Origin of the sequence: Tolypothrix sp. PCC 7601, assembly GCF_025677855.1 — a bacterium.
GTDB classification, from domain to species: Bacteria; Cyanobacteriota; Cyanobacteriia; order Cyanobacteriales; family Nostocaceae; genus Aulosira; species Aulosira diplosiphon.
On record NZ_CP064879.1, the window covers coordinates 5385505 to 5403456 of the forward strand.

The 17952-nt window shown below is 40.7% G+C and carries 14 protein-coding genes; 4 read left to right on the forward strand and 10 right to left on the reverse strand.

Going from position 1 to position 17952, the window contains the following annotated elements:
• The first annotated feature begins 444 nt into the window (after positions 1-444).
• Positions 445-627 (forward strand): hypothetical protein, encoded by a 183-nt coding sequence (locus HG267_RS22140; RefSeq protein ID WP_045868012.1) that lies wholly within the window; start codon positions 445-447, stop codon positions 625-627.
• Between the two features lie 341 nt (positions 628-968).
• Here the strand turns inward: HG267_RS22140 and HG267_RS22145 are convergent, their stop codons facing one another.
• Positions 969-1370: a response regulator transcription factor gene (locus HG267_RS22145; RefSeq protein WP_045868013.1), complete on the reverse strand. Its 402-nt coding sequence runs from the start codon at positions 1368-1370 to the stop codon at positions 969-971.
• Between the two features lie 151 nt (positions 1371-1521).
• A complete protein-coding gene (ppk1, locus tag HG267_RS22150) occupies positions 1522-3735 on the reverse strand; it encodes a polyphosphate kinase 1 (protein WP_045868858.1) in 2214 nt (737 codons plus the stop codon).
• A gap of 199 nt (positions 3736-3934) precedes the next feature.
• Between ppk1 and HG267_RS22155 the strand changes: the two genes are divergently transcribed.
• Together HG267_RS22155 and HG267_RS22160 are read left to right on the forward strand one after the other, a co-directional pair.
• Positions 3935-5341 (forward strand): sensor histidine kinase, encoded by a 1407-nt coding sequence (locus HG267_RS22155; protein WP_045868014.1) that lies wholly within the window; start codon positions 3935-3937, stop codon positions 5339-5341.
• Between the two features lie 622 nt (positions 5342-5963).
• Positions 5964-6767, forward strand: a complete 804-nt coding sequence (locus tag HG267_RS22160) for a hypothetical protein (RefSeq protein ID WP_045868015.1) — start codon at positions 5964-5966, stop codon at positions 6765-6767.
• A gap of 211 nt (positions 6768-6978) precedes the next feature.
• On the opposite strand, the gene HG267_RS22165 is transcribed toward HG267_RS22160, so the two are convergent.
• Together HG267_RS22165 and HG267_RS22170 are read right to left on the reverse strand one after the other, a co-directional pair.
• Positions 6979-8106 (reverse strand): tetratricopeptide repeat protein, encoded by a 1128-nt coding sequence (locus HG267_RS22165; RefSeq protein WP_081583884.1) that lies wholly within the window; start codon positions 8104-8106, stop codon positions 6979-6981.
• A 103-nt stretch (positions 8107-8209) separates the two neighbouring features.
• On the reverse strand, positions 8210-8833 hold the full coding sequence (locus HG267_RS22170) for a DNA-directed RNA polymerase sigma-70 factor (RefSeq protein WP_045868016.1): 624 nt from the start codon (positions 8831-8833) through the stop codon (positions 8210-8212).
• 196 nt (positions 8834-9029) lie between these two features.
• Between HG267_RS22170 and HG267_RS22175 the strand changes: the two genes are divergently transcribed.
• Positions 9030-9626: a glyoxalase-like domain protein gene (locus tag HG267_RS22175; protein ID WP_045868017.1), complete on the forward strand. Its 597-nt coding sequence runs from the start codon at positions 9030-9032 to the stop codon at positions 9624-9626.
• A gap of 722 nt (positions 9627-10348) precedes the next feature.
• Here the strand turns inward: HG267_RS22175 and HG267_RS22180 are convergent.
• The 6 genes from HG267_RS22180 to lysS all read right to left on the reverse strand — a co-directional run bounded on the left by HG267_RS22180 (position 10349) and on the right by lysS (position 17909).
• Positions 10349-10816, reverse strand: a complete 468-nt coding sequence (locus tag HG267_RS22180) for a hypothetical protein (RefSeq protein ID WP_045868860.1) — start codon at positions 10814-10816, stop codon at positions 10349-10351.
• Positions 10817-10860: 44 nt separating this feature from the next.
• Positions 10861-11556, reverse strand: a complete 696-nt coding sequence (locus HG267_RS22185) for a hypothetical protein (protein WP_045868018.1) — start codon at positions 11554-11556, stop codon at positions 10861-10863.
• A 196-nt stretch (positions 11557-11752) separates the two neighbouring features.
• Positions 11753-15082: a CHAT domain-containing protein gene (locus HG267_RS22190; RefSeq protein ID WP_228045480.1), complete on the reverse strand. Its 3330-nt coding sequence runs from the start codon at positions 15080-15082 to the stop codon at positions 11753-11755.
• Between the two features lie 2 nt (positions 15083-15084).
• Positions 15085-15804, reverse strand: coding sequence for a helix-turn-helix domain-containing protein (locus tag HG267_RS22195; protein WP_045868019.1), 720 nt, complete (start codon positions 15802-15804; stop codon positions 15085-15087).
• The gene (locus HG267_RS22200) at positions 15791-16204 is read right to left on the reverse strand and encodes a type II toxin-antitoxin system RelE/ParE family toxin (protein ID WP_045868020.1); all 414 of its coding nucleotides are present in this window, start codon (positions 16202-16204) and stop codon (positions 15791-15793) included. Before HG267_RS22200 ends, HG267_RS22195 begins: the two co-directional genes overlap by 14 nt.
• A 178-nt stretch (positions 16205-16382) precedes the next feature.
• Positions 16383-17909, reverse strand: a complete 1527-nt coding sequence (lysS, locus tag HG267_RS22205; protein ID WP_045868021.1) for a lysine--tRNA ligase — start codon at positions 17907-17909, stop codon at positions 16383-16385.
• Positions 17910-17952 lie beyond the last annotated feature (43 nt).

The window sequence follows — 17952 nt, forward strand, 5'->3', positions numbered from 1 at the left end:
TAGATTTTTTGTAGGGGCACGGCACCAGTCATTGGTGTCAACTTAACGTGAAACCCGCTCTTGTGCAAGGTTTCGCCCTCACCCCCAGCCCCTCTCCCACGGGGAGAAGGGAGCCAGAGATTTAGTTCCCCTTCTCCTGCGGGAGAAGGGGTTAGGGGATGAGGGCGCGAGGTATTTGTACAACGCCCGCCCTATATCGCTTTTAGCTTAAGTTGACACCAATGGACACCAGTAAGATATTTGATATGCCGAAATATTGTGGATGCTGTGCCCTTACTTTAATTATGGATGCTGCGTTGGTGCGTTGTGCTTGGCGAAAACACACCCCACATTAATTTGTGGCATTCTTTTTTCCAAATGTTATTAATTTCCGACCTGTAGAGAATGGGTGAATTTCAACGCTTCAGTTACACTGGAAGAGAGTAAAAGAATGCAAACAAAACAATGGATATACAAACTATAAAAGAACGAATTGCCATCGTTCAAAGCAAACGTGATTATTTACTCAGTCTCTTAGAACAACCAAATATTGGGACTTTGAGAATTGATGTAAATCAAGCCTTAGAAGAATTAGATGATTTGCTGGACGAATTTAGACGCACCGTTCCAGAGGCAGGAAATAATTAAGCCAATCTTAGTTTAAATAACAACAAAATTGCGTTGGTACATAGTTATCGATCAACTGTACCAACGCTTTTAATAGCTATCATGTCCCTAAATCCCCAGAATTCTCTTGCGCTTGGGTTAATCAAGCACTTTCACTGTATTGCATTATTTATATTGGAACTTATACCAATTTGAAAACTGATTGCGATAGATGAATGGCTCAAAAGCTCAGTCAATAAATCTTTCACAATCCTTGTTGGAAAATTTGACGGCAGCTGCTACAAGTCGGCAAAGCTGCCCAACGCAGTGTCTCATCAACAAACTGACTCAACTTTCCGCAAAATCTCAAATCCAAAATGGTATTAACCATTCATTGCTCTGTCTCCTAATTCTCTCACCCTAGCGATGAGTTCAGTGGTAGGTACATCTTTTTTGCAAAATTCATCAAAGTTAGACATACCATTGGGATGAAAATTAGCATCTTCCACTGAAGAGTAAGCCAAGATTTGTGTTTTGGGAGAGATAGCTTTAATGTGCCCTGAAGCACTCCAGCCATCCATAACGGGCATTTGTAAATCTAAAACAATTACATCAGGTTGATAGCGTTTAACCATTTCTATAGCTTCTTGACCATTGCTGGCTAAACCTACTACCTGGATATTCTTTTGACAAGAAAAAGCTAATTGTAGCGTTAGGCGGGTTAGTTCGTGATCGTCAACCACTAAAACACGCAAGGTAGAAGACTCACAGGACAACATTAACATTTAAAAGTTTAAGTACGATAACTTTTATAGTGTATGGGAATTAGTCCTGCGAGTTACTCTATCCTATGGTTGAATAATTAGGCTTTTAGCGCACTAAATAATTTAGATTTTGTGAGGAAAAATTAAAGTTTTCTAAAAGTAGTAGATTTAGCTAATTGTCAAGATAGAAGGAATTCTTTTTTGTATCAATCAGGTTTGAGCTAATACTAGTTGAGCGTAATGCCATATTGATGAGACTTTGTTGTGAGTGTGCTTCCGGGGCGCGATCGCACGGTTGTCGTTGAATATAGCTGCCATTGCCCTGTAATTCCCAAGCTTGGCGATTGTCCGCTAGCATGATTCCCAAGATTTCTTGCAAATCTTTAGCAATATCTGGGTCTTTAATTGGGGTAATTACTTCGACGCGACGATCTAGGTTACGACGCATCCAATCGGCGCTACCAATATAGATTTCTTCTTGGGCATTGTTGTAAAAATAAAAAATGCGGGAGTGTTCTAAAAAGCGGCCGACTATGCTAATGATCCGAATATTTTCACTAATATCTTTCAGCCCTGGGCGCAAGCAGCAAACACCGCGCACAATCAAATCGATTTGGACTCCAGCACGGGAGGCTTCATATAAAGTCGCAATAATCTGGGGATCAACTAGAGAATTCATTTTGGCAACAATTCTCCCAGTAATGCCATTTTTGGCATTTTCGATTTCCCGATGAATTAGTGCTAAAAAGCGATCGCGCATATTCACAGGTGCAACTAATAATTCGCGATAAGACTTTTGCCGGGAATAGCCTGTGAGAAAATTGAATAGGTCGGTAATATCAGCACCAATTTCTTCGTTGCAGGTGAATAATCCTAAATCTGTATATAGTCGTGCAGTTTTTTGATTATAGTTGCCAGTGCCAATATGGACATAGCGCCGCATCCGGTCTTTTTCTCGACGCACAACCATAATAGTTTTACAGTGAGTTTTCAACCCAACTAAACCATAGACAACGTGAACGCCGACTCTTTCTAAACGTCTCGCCCAGTAAATATTATTCTCTTCATCAAACCGCGCTTTTAATTCCACCAATACTGATACTTGCTTGCCATTTTCCGCCGCTGCAATTAAAGCATTAACAATAGGCGAGTCCCCAGAAGTCCGGTAAAGGGTCATTTTGATTGCTAGGACATTCGGATCATGGGCAGCATGGGTAATAAAACGCACCACGGTTGTGGAAAAAGATTGATAGGGATGGTGTACTAACAAATCCTTTTCACTGATGACTGCAAAAAAGTCTTTTCCTTCCTCTACCTCTGGAATTTCCGCACTGAGGCTAGGTTCTCGCAACCATTGTAAGCGAGAAGGAACTACAGATTGTCTTGGTGGATCTTTAAATTCTGGTAGCGGTAATGACATAAAGTACATTAAATCCCGCAGTCCCAAAAGTCCATCGACTTCGTAAACATCGCTTTCGGATAATTCTAAATCTTCCAATAAACGCGATCGCACTGTTTCGGGAGTTTGGGATTGAATTTCTAAGCGGACTGGGGTTCCACCAATGCGGCGTTTTCTGAGTTCTTGTTCAATCGCTAGGAGTAAATCGTCAGCTTCATCCTCTTCCAAAGCCAAATCAGCATCACGAGTAATGCGGAAAGGATGATACTCCTGAATATTCATTCCCGGAAATAGGGAATCTAAATTATGTGCGATCGCTTGTTCTAAAGGTACACCAGTCCAGTGAGCAGGTTGACCGTTGTGATAAATTCCTAACTCTGGCGGTAAGGGTATAAATCGCGGTAAAACTTTCGGGACTTTAACTCTGGCAAAAAATTCTTCTTCTGTTTCGGGGTTTTTCACCACTACAGCCAAATTCAGGCTGAGATTGGAAATATAGGGGAAAGGATGGCTAGGATCAACCGCTAAGGGAGTTAAAACCGGAAAAATTTGTTCTTCAAAATAGTTATCTAAATAATTCCGTTGTTTATCAGTTAACTCTATATAATCCAGAATATGTATTTTATTTTGCGCTAATAATGGTCTGAGTATTTGCTCAAAATGCTGATGCTGTTTAGTTACCTGGGGACTGAGGGTAAACCTGATATCATCTAGCTGTTGTTGTGGTGTGCGACCATCAGGACTTAACTGTGAGACTTTAGCCTCAACTTGTTGCTTTAATCCCGCAACCCTGACCATAAAGAACTCATCCAAGTTAGAGGTAAATATCGCCAAAAACTTGAGTCTTTCCAAAAGAGGCGTTCGCTGGTCGAAAGCTTCATGTAAAACTCGGTTATTAAACTCTAACCAGCTTAATTCTCGGTTGATGTAGTATTGGGAATCGCTCAGATTGATGGGAGTAGTAGCGCTCTTTTTGGATTTTGCCATGATCACCTTAGGGCGGATAGTTGCAGCCCATGCAACTGAATAATAAACATAGTAAATGAAATAGTGTAAGCAAGCGAGCAGCTTTTTAGCAACTACTTTGTTGACTGTTGGCTGTTGACTGTTGACTGCTGAATAATTTCGCAGTCCCATTACCCCTTATCCCCAGAGGGGGCCCCGAGTTCCCCAATCCCTAATCCCCATGTTCCAAGCTACTCGCCGCCGTCTGGCTCTTTGGTACACTGCTGTAACGGCTGTATTACTCTTATTATTTGCCAGTGGAGTATATTTCTATGTCCGTAATACATTGATTGAGCGGATTGATGATACTCTCAATCATGTTGTGGAAGTAGTAGAGCGATCGCTCGTCATTGAGTCAGTTAATAGCGGTACTGAGACATTACGCATTAATTTAGAAGCAAGTTTTCGTGATAATACTGACACAGTAGAAGATGATCATATTGATTTGGAATGGTTTAGCGCCAATGGAGAATTACTTTGGTCAACGCTATCCACACCTTTAAATATTCCCATTCATGCGAATCGCACTGGTGAAACGGTGCGCGTGGGGAATGAAGGTTGGCAAAAGTCACCAGTCTTATTACGCCAAGTTACACACCGGGTAGAATTTGGCCGTCAAGTATTAGGTTATCTGCGTGTTAGCCATCCCTGGTTTGAAGTTAGTAAACCTAGCCGTCAATTTATGTTGGATTTAGCCATTGGTACATGGTTAATGGTGCTTTCTGTGGGTGCTAGTGGTTGGTTTTTATCTGGTAAAGCAATGGAACCAGTAGGGGATTCCTATCAACGGCTCAAACAATTTACAGCTGATGCTTCTCACGAATTGCGAAGTCCAATTACTTTAATTCAAACTAATGTACAAGTTGCGCTGGCTGATTTAGAGTCAGCAGAGGTAGAACCTACGACATCTTTACAATATCGCCAACAGTTAAAATTAGTGGAACGACTGACTCAACGCTTGGGTAGGTTAGTTAATGATTTACTATTCCTCGCACGTCAAGATAGTGGCATTAGCAAAGATAACTTTTCCTCTTGTCCCTTGGATGCTTTGCTAATGGAAGTGCTAGAAGAACAGCAATTATTAGCTAAAGAAAAGAAAATCAGCCTGGCTTTGGATTTGGTAGATCCTGCAGATGGAGACACTAACCCCGAACTGTCTGACAATTGGTTCACACTTGTAGGAAATTGGGATCAATTGGTGCGACTGTTCACTAATTTGATTGGGAACGCTGTGCAATACACCCCATCTAGTGGACGGGTAAATGTAGAATTAGCGCGGTTAGAAGGAATGAATCGAGTTGCTGGCTTGCGCTACAGTAGCGCTCAATTACAAGTTAAAGTCAGTGATACTGGGGTTGGTATTCCTGGGGATGCACTACCAAAGTTATTTGACCGCTTTTATCGGGTAGATCCGGCGCGTACCCATAGTAATGGCAATACAGCTACAGATATTTCTACTGGTTCAGGATTAGGGTTAGCGATCGCTCAAGCTATTGTCGAACATCACCAAGGCCAAATTCAAGTCGAAAGCCGTCTAGGTAAAGGTACTACTTTTATCGTTACTTTACCTGTAACTCTCGAGTCTTAATGCTGGAATTTGCATTTGTTTCTTATGACAGATGAAACAGAATTGCTTTCCCTACTAACTTAGATAGTAAAAATTGCTGTATTGAGATTTTTATACTCTCAATTCTGATGACATCCATTTAATAAACTGCTAAATCTGGCTGCATAAAATTTGATTTAATTAATATTTCTCGAGAGTTTATTTTTACTAACTCATTTTCAATAGGTTGGCTAATTTACTCATAATTTATTATGCAAGTAGACAAATAAATTATTTGTAGGGGCACGGCATCCACAATCTTGTGGTATATCAAATTATCTTAATGGTGCCGTGCCCCTACCTGCCCATCTGTGGGGTTTTGTTTTCAAAATGTTATAACTGGTATAACTTATAAAAAATCAGACAATTATTAATTTCTCATTCTTGGGAAATAAAGAAGAATTACAATTTAATTCATTTTCAGACCTTTGGTTAGATATAAAAAGCTGGCTAATTTGTTAAATTAAAATCACTGAAATCAAAATTATAACAAGCAAATAATTTCAAGATTTGAGTGTAATAAGTGCAAATTTGTTACCTAATGTAATTTGCTGATTTATCAAATTCATCAATAATTTCAGGTAAGATTTTCTAGGAGTATACAATGAATAGCAATTCGCAAAAGTTTCGCAAGTCGGCTGAATTTTTGGCTGCTCTCTGCGGCGGTTTACTGATGAGTGTACCAGCACTTGCACAAACGCCAATACCAGTAACACCACAGCCTAGTTCTGTTGGTAAAGTCAATCCTTGTCCCAGAATTTTCTATGAAGAACCACATAACAGTCGAGTTTTGGTTCCTCAAGGATGTCCCCCTAATGCTTTAACCCAACAAGTGCAATCCCAAGGAACAGTTCCTTATAATTCCACTAACCCATCACCAGAACAAACAAATATGGGTGTAGGTGGGGATACACCAGGAAGTGTGACTAACTCACAGCTTAACCCTAATCCCAGTGTTTTTCAGCAAGCGCCTTACAATCGCACCCAGCAACCTGCGCCAACTGGAAGTTCAACTCCATATTCCACACCACAACAGGTTCCTTCACAAACAAATTCTTTAACTGAACCCTCAATCAGACAACAAGGAATAAGACCTATTGCGACAGTGGCGCTCACAAATGGTAATGTCAATGTCAGGCTAGTGAATGATACTGGTGCGAATGTAACTTATCAAATTATTGGCGATACTAACGAGCGATCGCTTAGTGGAAAATCTGATATAGTACTACAGAATTTACGTGCGCCTATCACTGTGACATTCCAACGCGAAGATGGCGGATTATTGTCAGTGAATGCACAACCCTCCGAAACTGGATTATTAGAAGTCAGATTGAATGAAACCACAGACGTAGCTCAAGATGCAAAAGCTATGCGAATTCAATCTAATGGCTCAGTATTTTTGAATTAGGCATTTGTCATTTGTTATTTGTCATTTGTCATTTGTAAAAATAATAGTAGGGCTGGTGATGTCCAACCCTACTATTATTAAGTGATTGCTTTCAAAAACTAAAAGGTAATAGGCAATAGTTTCGTATTTGGAAATTAAAGCCGATTCTGAAAATAACTAGGGTTTTCAAAGTAGAAGCGGTTGAATCCAAAATCTAAAATCTAAAATTGTCTTAGTGTTTAGGTAATTTAGTCAGCTTATCAACCAAAAATACCTCCTGCTTGCTGTCTTCCAACGTTCGCGCTAATACGAGCGCTCTTTCGTAAAAGTTCCGAGCAGTGAGATAATTATTGAGTTTTTCGTATATCTTGGCGTAGGTCATAAAAACTCCAAATTCTTCCTTTAGATTTTGTGAGTCTCTAGCCATTGCTAGGCGTTGCTCTAATAAGTCGAAAGCACGCTCATTGCGTCCTACAGAACTATGAGCTGTGACTAAACCGTCAATAGCTCTTACATAATTAGTGCGATCGCCTGTAGTTTTCGCTATCCTCAAAGCAGCGCCATAAGTGCCAATAGTATCGTCATAATTACCCATTGCGAAGTAAGCATCACCCAAATTGTTGAGGGTATTTGTCTCACCAATCACATCACCACTTTGGCGACGGAAAGACAAAGCAGTTTCATACAATTTTATTGCCTTGCTGTAATTGCCGACTCTGGCATTTACTAGTCCCCAATTACTCAAAGACAAGCCTTCTCCGGCAATATTTTGGACATTTTGGGCGATTTCCAGTGCTTCTTGTACTGTTTTACCTGCTGGGATGAATTCTCCTTTTTGTAGCAGAACTGTACTAATATTATTCAGTGCAAAAATCTGAGACTGAAAATCTTTAGTATCGCGAGCGATCGCTAACCTCCGGCGTAATGCATCTTCCCCTTCTTGCAAACGGTCTAGCTGGATGTACGCTTTTGCTAGCAAATCATAAGTCATACCTTGGGCTTTGTAGTCACCCAAGGAGTGATAAATTTCTAGTGCTTGCAAGCAAGAATCAAGAGTTTTATCGGCATAACCTAACTTGTATTGTTGTTCACCGATATTTAATAAGCTATCTGCTTGGTCTCTTGAGTCTCGTAACGTCGAACGATTTAACGGACGGTGCAGTTGTTGAGTAATATCAACCGCACTGGCTGCTAAGGGACTAAAAGCCACAGCCAAAATTAACAAGCAAGCAGTCAAAAATTGGGATTTACCACCCTGGCGCGAGGCGAGGATAGCACAATCCCAACTTCTTAATCCTGATTTCAGGCGGGGATTTAAATTGAGAATGCTAGCCTCTGGTAAGAAATACCGTTGTTTCATAAAACTTACCCGAGAAATGTCGCTTTTAAGTAGAAGGTTTTATAAGCAAGGCTAAAACTACCTCCGATTATTTTAAAATTACGTGTTTACACTTAGACTAAGATTAGGCTGCATCTTCGCCTAAATAAATCGCACGAATATCTCCAGGTAATTTGTCCTCTAACATACGATATCCTTCCTGGAGAAAATTGGCTACTTCGTTTGGGGTAAAATTCTCGCCCTCAGCTTGGAGATAAGCAGCAATTCGCGTTTCACTCCAACGGAAAGTCTGGGCCATTAAGACTACAAAGCGCAAAACTGGGGGTAGTTGATCCAATGCTTGCTCAACATAGCACCATAAAGCAGGGGAAGTAGCTTTGAGAGAATAATGAATTGCTTCTGTGGGTGGTAATTCAATCTCATTAATGCAGTAGGCGGTGATGTTAATCAGCCAATTTTGTAGAGTTAAGGGTTCTTGGTTGGGTGTTGGGCTATTTAAATCTAGCCCACCGAGTTCGTAGTAAATATGTCGCCAAGTGAGGGCGAACAAATAATCTGCTTGCACAGGCGATCGCGCTGAATGCCGAATTAAGGTGTAAACTATCGGGCTATAGCGGCAAAAAATCGCTGTAAAGTACTTTCCGCTTTCGGGAGAGCGTTGAAACAGATTTACTAGTTCTTGGTCACTTTGATGGAACAGCGACTTAACCAGGGGGTGATTAGCTTCGGGAAAGTGAGGGATTTGCACGAGCCGTAGGTTTGATAGTTGTTAATATAAGTTTGGGATTGTCAGTTTCCCATTGAGCGCACAATAACTTCATGTTTGTCTAATTTTGGTTCAGACTCACACCACTGGAGTATTGATACACTATAAACAAGGACTTAATTTTAGTCTTTATCGACAATAATAAAAGCCATTCCCTTATACAATATTTGACTTGTTCATGGTTATAGCCTCTAGTGTGATATCGTTCCTACTTAGTCCTTTAACTTTAGGCTCGTTTCTGCCTTCCCTGCCCCTGGATAGCCTACTCTCCACCCAAGGCATTATGGTATTGCTCCTGGCAGCTTACGCTGGAGCAATGTGGATGTTCCTCACCAGTGCGCCCAAAGTACACACCGTCATGGTGTCAGATTTGGAAATTGCTCGACAGTTGTATGAAGGGCTGCTAGATTTACCAGCCGCTGAAGTGCCTTTGCACTACTATTACAATTACGAACAAACTATAGGAGCAACAGGCATAGACCCGCTTTATATGTCTACAGGGCCTAGTTTCTCCAACAAAATGATGAATAATGCCAGTGAAGGCTTGTGGTATCAGTTAAAGAAAAATACCCAGTTGCACGTGATTACTGGCGCTAGTTTAGGCACAAAAAACCAGCAACGCCATGTTTGCTTCGACCGCGATTGCCTAGAAATGATTTTAATGCGAGTAGAAACACGCGGTTTGAAATTCAAGATTCGCAACCAAAAACCCCTTAACTTTTTAGTTAAGGATTATGAAGAACGCATTATTGAAATGGCTGAGGTTGCGAATTAGTTATTAATTAGGGGTGTAGTCATCAGGTAACCATGAGTTAGGGGCGCAAAGCTTTGCGCCCCTACATATTTTTAGGTGCAAAATTTTTTAGAATTAGTTTATTTCGCAACAACAAAATAATTAAATTCCTACCGCGTAACCTGACAAATTTTGCAAACCCTATTTATAGGAAAATACGGTTCGGATAATACAATTCAATTGACGTTAAATCCTGTAGAGACGCGATTTATCGCGTCTTCAGCAACCCGAAATCGTGAAGAACAATTAAGTAGTTAAACAAAATTAATTACACAATGTCATTGCGAATGGAGCGGAGCGGAATGAAGCAATCGCAAGGGTTGAGATTGCTTCGCTGCGCTCGCAATAACTGTAATTAATTTTGCGTGGTTACTTATCCCGCTTTTGTCACTCTCCGGGAGGGCGATCGCTAGAAGCCCGATGAGGCAATCAATACAAGCTATACTATTAGAAAAAAGTTGGTCTTGTATTTGTTATTAGAAAATAATCGCGCAAACGCTTGTTATACAAAAGCTCTAGAATTCAGAAATGGCAAAAGTTTTCGGAGAGTGACAGAACAGGGTTATTAACTTTAGCGAGATTTAGATACCCGACTTTTTGAAAAAGTTGGGTATCTGGGTAGCAAGGTTTGCGAATTTTTGATATCTCGGTGCGTTGCGCTGCGCGACAACACACCCTACTACCTAGCATCAGCACTCAAAACTCTAGAGATTTTTACCGCGAATCTCTTCTAACTTCTCTAAGAGTTCTGCTGCTAAATTAAAAAGTTCAATTTCATCAATTTCAATCGTGCTGTAGCGGTAACTGTCTCCCACAACCACCTTACCTGCTAAAAAATTTTTAATAGCAAAAATCTGGTCTTCTTGTGGGAAACTCAAATATTTGTCCAGCTTGCTAGCAATTTCACAGATGGGTTTGTCTTGCAGTTGCTTGCGTACCCTAACAGCTACCCAGTTATCACTTTCCAGGAATGCTATTACAGCAGCTTCAAAACTCTGCGGCTCTTCTTCTACCCATTTTTCCCACCAATCTTCATCAACATCATCAAAATATAAATTTACACAGTCAAGTCCATAAGTCATCCATTCTCTTTGTAATTGCCTAGCTGCTTCTAAATGTGCCAAAAAATTTTCTAATCTTACTTGAGGTTCAACTGGAATTTTGTGCCCCATAATCATGTAGTTTGGTGAAGACAGTGAAGGAAAATGGTCTACAACTATAAATTGAATTTTAAGTAAATACCTGTTGGCAAGCGATCGCTGTTGTATAGTGAGATATTCACTACCTGATTGACAAAATCCGTAATGTGGGGATTGTAACTTAAGAACAAACCTCTATCTATGCTCCAAAGTAGCAAGGTATTTTCCCAATTATCAGATTTTTCCTGAGAAAATTCATCCGAAAGACTAGTGATCTGAATACACAGTGGTTGCTTCTCTCGATTACTAACAATTATATCAGTTGCCATTGAGAAGTCTGCTATATAACACTGCCAAAAAGTTCCTTCCCGATGGATGATATCACTAGCAATCAATCTCAAAACATTGATATCCGCTTGATGGTACTCTCCCGCCATCAATTTCTGTTTCCAAATAGAGAATTTTGGATCTACTTGATTCAACCATTTGGGGAATAAATAACTATACCAATAGTATTCCGTTGGTGTCATCCGTTCATAGTATTGTTGCCGCTCCTCTAGTGATGCGGAGGACTGAATATCAAGCCAAATCAGTGCGTCTTTAATTATCTGTTGCAGAAAAAAAAGTACAAATTTCTTAGATGTTAGGGAACCAGGCTTAACATCTTTTACCCAACGATTGATCTCTTCTAACCTTTTCGCTAAACCAGGATCTATTAAAGATGCTTCATCTATGAGTAATCTTAATTGTTTTTTAATATCTTTGGCTTGCAAATAATGATAAACCTCAAAACTGGAGTGAGCGGCAAGAATTATAAAATTATTTTATAGCATTCTTAATTAATAACCTGCAAAAACGCAAAAGCTTACGTCTTTACAGGTGTTTTTAGCCATGTAATTGCTAGTTGGGATTAAGTTGTAGCCTCTAGTCCGATTTTTTGGGTTTGAGGAGGGGGAAAGCGATCGCACATTATCTTAAACCCTGACAGATGAAAGCAGACCAGTAACGCGGATGTGAAAAGGGATACTCTTCCGTAGAACTTTCGATGGCTTGAATTAATCGGTTAAATCGAGCATACATCTTATATTCACGCTCCCATTGGCGATGTTCTAATGTCCCAGGGCTGTATTGTTTTCTACTTTTTATCAGTTCCCTTTCCCTGGCTTGTGCTTCTGGAGAAATTTCTTTAATATCCTCTTTCCTTAAACTGCGTAAGGAGATTTGGGCTTGTCGTAAAGCTTCCGGACGACTTTTACCCTGTTGTCGATGTTGGTAGTAAAATACTGAAAATACTGCTGTGGCTAAATCATCTACTGCCCAGAGAGTACTGACAACGCTTCTCGCACCAGCACACAAAAAGCCAGTGGAGAGGGTGAGAATATCATCTGTTAGCCCAGGAATACCCAAATTCGTCTCGCAGCAGGAAAGAAAAACATCAGAGAGATTAGGTAAACGCCATCCTGGTGTCATTAACTGCCCTAAAGTAATAGTGCCATCCCCCAATTTCAAATATGATGCCAGGGGATTGTCAAGACATGATTCAGCATGATGACAGCAGTGAAGTACTTGGACTTGTTGAGCTAGCTGACGATAATTAGCTTTAGTCGCTTGAATGCTACCTCTCAGGCGTTGAGAGTGAGGAATGTTGTATAGTTTGGCAAGTTGTTCACCTTCAAAACTGGCGCAGGGTAAATCATCTGTGGCATCTTCAACAGTGCCATACAATTCGCAGTTTTCTATCTTGTCGCGTTGTTGACAAAACTCTAAGATTTGGCAGCTAGGAGTATAGCGAATCAGAAACTGATCTCCTAGATATTGATGATTTCCAATTGGTAAAGCCGCAAAGGGAATTTGGTGCAGCAACAAGTGAGGTACTAGAATTAGTTCTTCGATACCTTCTAAATGTTGAGAAATTAATTCAGACAGTTGCAAACGTTGAGCTAGTTCGCCCAGACTCTGATTAATTTGGCTATTCCATGTCTGGATATCACTTGTATAAGCTGATATCCAATTCTGCTCAATCCAGTCTTGCAGCGTTTCTATCCCTTGTCCGGCGCAAGTGTGAAGGGTAATTTGATTTTGCTGCAGGACAAAGATATGGGTGTCGTTATCGGTAGTATAAAAACTGAGAATAGCGGTAGTAGGCTGGTCAATCAGCTTTTGGATTGCGGAAAAATTAGGGGCGCTAACTTGAATTTCGCCAGCTAACACAGGATCTAAGCGTCTGATTTGTTCCCAAACTTGCTGTTTTTCTGCTTCCAAGGATGCGATCGCTTCGTTGTAAGCTTGGAATACAGCGCGTGTTTGACTACCATTATCGTTGGCTTTTGGGCGATCACGTTCTTGATCAATTTGCTGTTGCAGTTGTTCATACTGCTGCAATAATTCCTTGACTGCTGGGGGAATTTCGCCGCTTTGGTAGAGGTCGTTACTTGCCATTAAGTCTACCAGGCGTTTAGAGCGCGATCGCTCGGCATATTCAAAGGCTTTTTCTATTTGTCCTGCTTTAATGCAGATTTCTACCATCTCTTGATAAACATCAATAGCTTCTTCTAGAATTTCTTGGCGGCGAGTTTCAGAATTATCCCAGGTACGATAGGTTTCGATCGCTTCTATAGCTGTGGCGTAGCCTTGAATGGCTGTTTCCCACTTATCTTCCATAAGACTTATGAAGGCAAGAGATCTTCCTGCGTCATAGGATAGCCGAGGAAACCTATTAGGTGTATATATTTCTAACTCTTGCTGCCAACAGTGGATAGCTAAAGCAATATTTTCTTGATGATTTCCTTGGATGCGATTTGCATAAGCACCACCGAGATTATGTTGAATATCAGCCCATCTTTCAGGAAAGCGATCGCGAGTACATACTTGTAATGCTTCTTGGAAGTGATATATAGCTTTTTCAAAATCCTGAATTCCACCATAAGCAATCCCTAGTTCCATGTGAGTTAAACCACAAAATTCTGGATTGCGCTCTGGAGTATATTCTTGCAGTGCTTGCTGAAAATAGAAAATAGCCTGTTTAATATTCTCAGTTTTAGAACCGCGCATTCTATCGACGTAAACTGTAGCAAGATGTAATTGAATTTCTGCCCATAGGTGTGGATCGCGAGCGCGGATATCCACTTGTAAAGCATCTTGGCAATGTTGAAGAGACAGTTCTAAATTTTCCGATTTATCTCCATCAATACGTCTGCGAAAAGCAATACCTAAATAGCTTTTGGTTTTAGCCCATGCTTCGGGTAAATGTTGTTGCGTCCTTACTTGTAGAGCTTGCGTAAAACAATCGATAGCCGATTCAATATTTTCGGCTTCATCTCCTCGGATACGACGCAGATAGGAATTACCCAAATGTTGTTGAACTTTGCCCCACTCTTCGGGATATGTTTCTGGGCTAAATACTTGTAATGCTTGTGTATAAGAGTGGATAGCTTTTTCTAAATTTTTAGCTCTATCTCCTGTATGATTGACATCATAATAATCACCAATATTTAGTTGGATATTTGCCCATTCTTTTGGGTTTTCCTCTTTTGTAAATAAGTTCCGTGTTAACTGACTGAGTTCCTGTTGAATATCTTCTATATCATCTTCCGTGTTTTCAACGGAAATGCTAGCAAGATTAGACTTAAGCTTGAACCATAGTTCAGTAAACCGTTCTGGTGGAAATGCTTGGATGGCCTCTGTCAGATGCTGAATTGCTTGCTTAATATTCTCAGAACGTTCACCTTTAATGCGATCGCTATAGGCAAGTCCAAGGTCATTCTTTGCGCCTAGCCATTGTTGAGGATAGCGCTTTGGTGTGTGTATTTCTAATTCTTGATAAAAACAGCGGATAGCTTTTTCAATATTCTCTGCTCGTTCTCCTCTCCAACATTCCAGGTATAATTCCCCAAGATTGTGTTGAATCATCGCCCATATTTCGGGAAAGTGAGAACGAGTAACTAACGTTAGTACAACTTCATAACCAGCAATGCAAATCTCCTGACAAACAACTCTATTTCCCTGCTCAAACTTATTCAACAGGAGCATTAATTTTAAAGTAGCATCTGCTGTAGCATAAGCTTGTTGAGAATTTGTAGATAATTTAGTTGTTAACCAGCGCCTGAAAACTGGAGGAAATTCCTGATTCAACTTATCTTGGTTAGCTTCAAGCAACCGATAAGCAACTTTAGGTTTATTTGGATTAGATGAAATTACCTTTAATAATTTTTGTAAAAAATTAATATAAATTGTATATTGATTTTGGTTCTTTTTTGGTTTTTTAACACCAAAACCTTTCACTATATTATTAAAGCTCATGTTTAGTTATGTTTATCAATGAAATCTACTAACTTCTCTACTAGTTCTTCTGCTAAATCTAACAACTCAATTTCATCAATCTCATTATTGCTTCCGCGATTACTTTCTCCAACCGCCACACTACCAGCTAATACATTTTTAATAGCAAAAATTCGGTCTTCTTCAGATAAATTCAGACATTTTTCTAACTCTAGAGCAATTTCCTGTGTTGTCTTTGTACTCAACCGCTCTCTTACTTTCACTGCTACTAAATCATCACTTTCCAGCAGTTTTACTAAAGCTGTTCTCAGTCTATTATCCTCACTAGAAAACTTCTCAATTGCTGCACGAACATATTCCCGCACACTCATGTTTGCAGCTAATGCCTTTTGTGCCACTATCTCTGGTACATCTACTAGCAATACACCATCATTATCGCTAGCTTGATATAAGTCATCTCCTTGCTTGACTGCTACTAGCAAATCTGCACCCAAGGTATGTAAATAGTGCAACACAGATTCCAATTCATGGTCTTTTAGCGCCGATTCTAGCTTTGACACCGCCGCTTGCTGTACTCCCAGTTGTTCGGCTAGCTGTGCCTGAGTTAATCCTGCTTTATTACGTATTTCCCGCATGGCATCGGTAAGATAGAGGCGTAAATATTCTAGCTTCCCCGCCAAAATCACCTCTGAGTCTTCGCTGATTGGCTGTTGTAACCAAGCTTGAAAATTAGGCTTTTTCATGATTCCTCTGCTGCAATTGCCGCAATCTCTCTCTTGCAGGCGCTTTGTCTCTTTCTTTGATAGCGTCGTTGTATTTTTTCATAAAGGCATGTAGCACCACAAATCGCTGAGGAGTCACAGCCGTTAAGATAAACCGTGGATTATGTTCACTCTTGGTCATCCGTAACTCATACAGATCATCTTCCAGCTTTTCAAAAATGCCGCTGGTGAGTGATGCTAGTCCTTTGTTGCACAGGTAGCCCAGATTAACCTGCAAGCGTCTGGTTTCGGAAGCACTGAGTAATGGCTTTGGTGGATTTTCTGGTTCCTCCTCTGCTGGAATCATCCTGATGAAAAAAGCAAGTAAATCTTTGGGGATTTCTCCATTGCCATCTTGATAAACTTCCCAAGTCCAGGTCACTTCCTACCTCACAATATATTATTCCTTATAAGGAATGTCAAGCTCATTATTCTTTATAAGGAATATCATAGAGGATTAGTGAGTGCAAGTAAGATAATCAAATATTGAATGATAAAACATAGTGCGTTAGGCAAAGCCATAACGCACCTTACTGTTTTTATGCAATTGCGAGTGTTGATTAGGTAGTTGCTTCTGGGGATGAGTCAGATTTTTCGGGTTTGAGTAGGGGGAAGGCGATCGCATCCCGAATACTGGCAGAATCAGTTAATAGCATCACCAACCTATCAATCCCAATTCCCAATCCCCCTGTAGGTGGCATACCATATTCCAAAGCTGTTAAAAAGTCCTCGTCAACGCCTTGGGCTTCTAAGTCGCCAGCAGCTTTGCGTGCAGCTTGGGCTTCGAGACGTTCTCTTTGGTCGATGGGGTCGGTAAGTTCTGAGAAACTGTTACCAGTCTCCCGCCCTACAATGAATAACTCAAACCTTTCTACCAAACCAGACTTAGAACGGTGCGGCTTCGCTAAGGGCGAAATTTCTACGGGATAGTCAATAACAAAAGTTGGCTGAATTAAGTTGGCTTCTACTTTTTCTTCAAAGGCTAAATTCAGTAACTTACCAATAGATTGAGCTTCATCTACACCAGGAATCCCAGCATTTTTACTGGCTGTTTTTGCCTCTTCTACTGTTTGGAAGGCATTAAAATCCAAGCCTGTGTATTCTTTGACTAAGTCATGCATTGTTACCCGCCGCCAAGGTGGTGTCAAATCAACAGCTACTCCTTGGTAGGTAATCTGCAGTGTGCCGAGTACTTCTTGGGCAACAGTGGTGATAATTCCCTCTGTTAGCGCCATCATGTCATTGTAGTCAGCGTAGGCTTGGTAAATTTCAATTGTGGTAAATTCCGGGTTATGTCGAGTCGAAATTCCTTCGTTGCGGAAAATTCGCCCTAACTCAAATACCTTTTCAAAACCACCAACAATCAACCTTTTCAAATGCAGTTCTGTGGCAATCCGCAGATACAACTCCATATCTAAGGTGTTGTGATAGGTGATAAACGGACGTGCATCCGCACCCCCAGCCTCACTTTGCAGCACTGGCGTTTCAATTTCCAGAAAATCGCGCTGTTCTAAATAGCGACGAATACCCGCAGTAATTTGGGCGCGGCGGCGGAAAGTTTGTCGCACTTCAGGGTTAACAATCAAGTCAACATAACGCTGACGGTAGCGTTTAGCCACATCAGTCAACCCGTGCCACTTGTCGGGTAGAGGTAATAAGGATTTGGTTAGAATACTGTATTGTTTGACGTAGACAGATAACTCGCCCTTTTCAGTCCGTTTTATAGTGCCTTTGACTCCCAGGATGTCGCCTGCGTCTGAGAGTTGCTTGAGGTGATTGAAAGCATCAGCATCAATATCAGCCATGCTTTCTTGAATGCGATTTTTCTCTAAATAAAGCTGAATCGTGCCTGTTTCATCTTGCAAGGTGAAGAAAGCCAGTTTACCAAAGACACGACGCGCCAGAATGCGCCCAGCAATGGCAACTTCTAAATCAACTTCTTCACCACTAGGTAAATCAGCAAATTTTTCTTGTAGTTGTGCTGCGTGGTGGGTAGACTCCCATCGATAGGCATAGGGATTCATTCCCAGTTGTTTTAGCTGGTCTATTTTTTCCAGCCTCGTGGCACGGATATCTTCTTCCGACATGGTAACGAACGCTCATAGGGCAAGATTAATTATAGATGCTGCA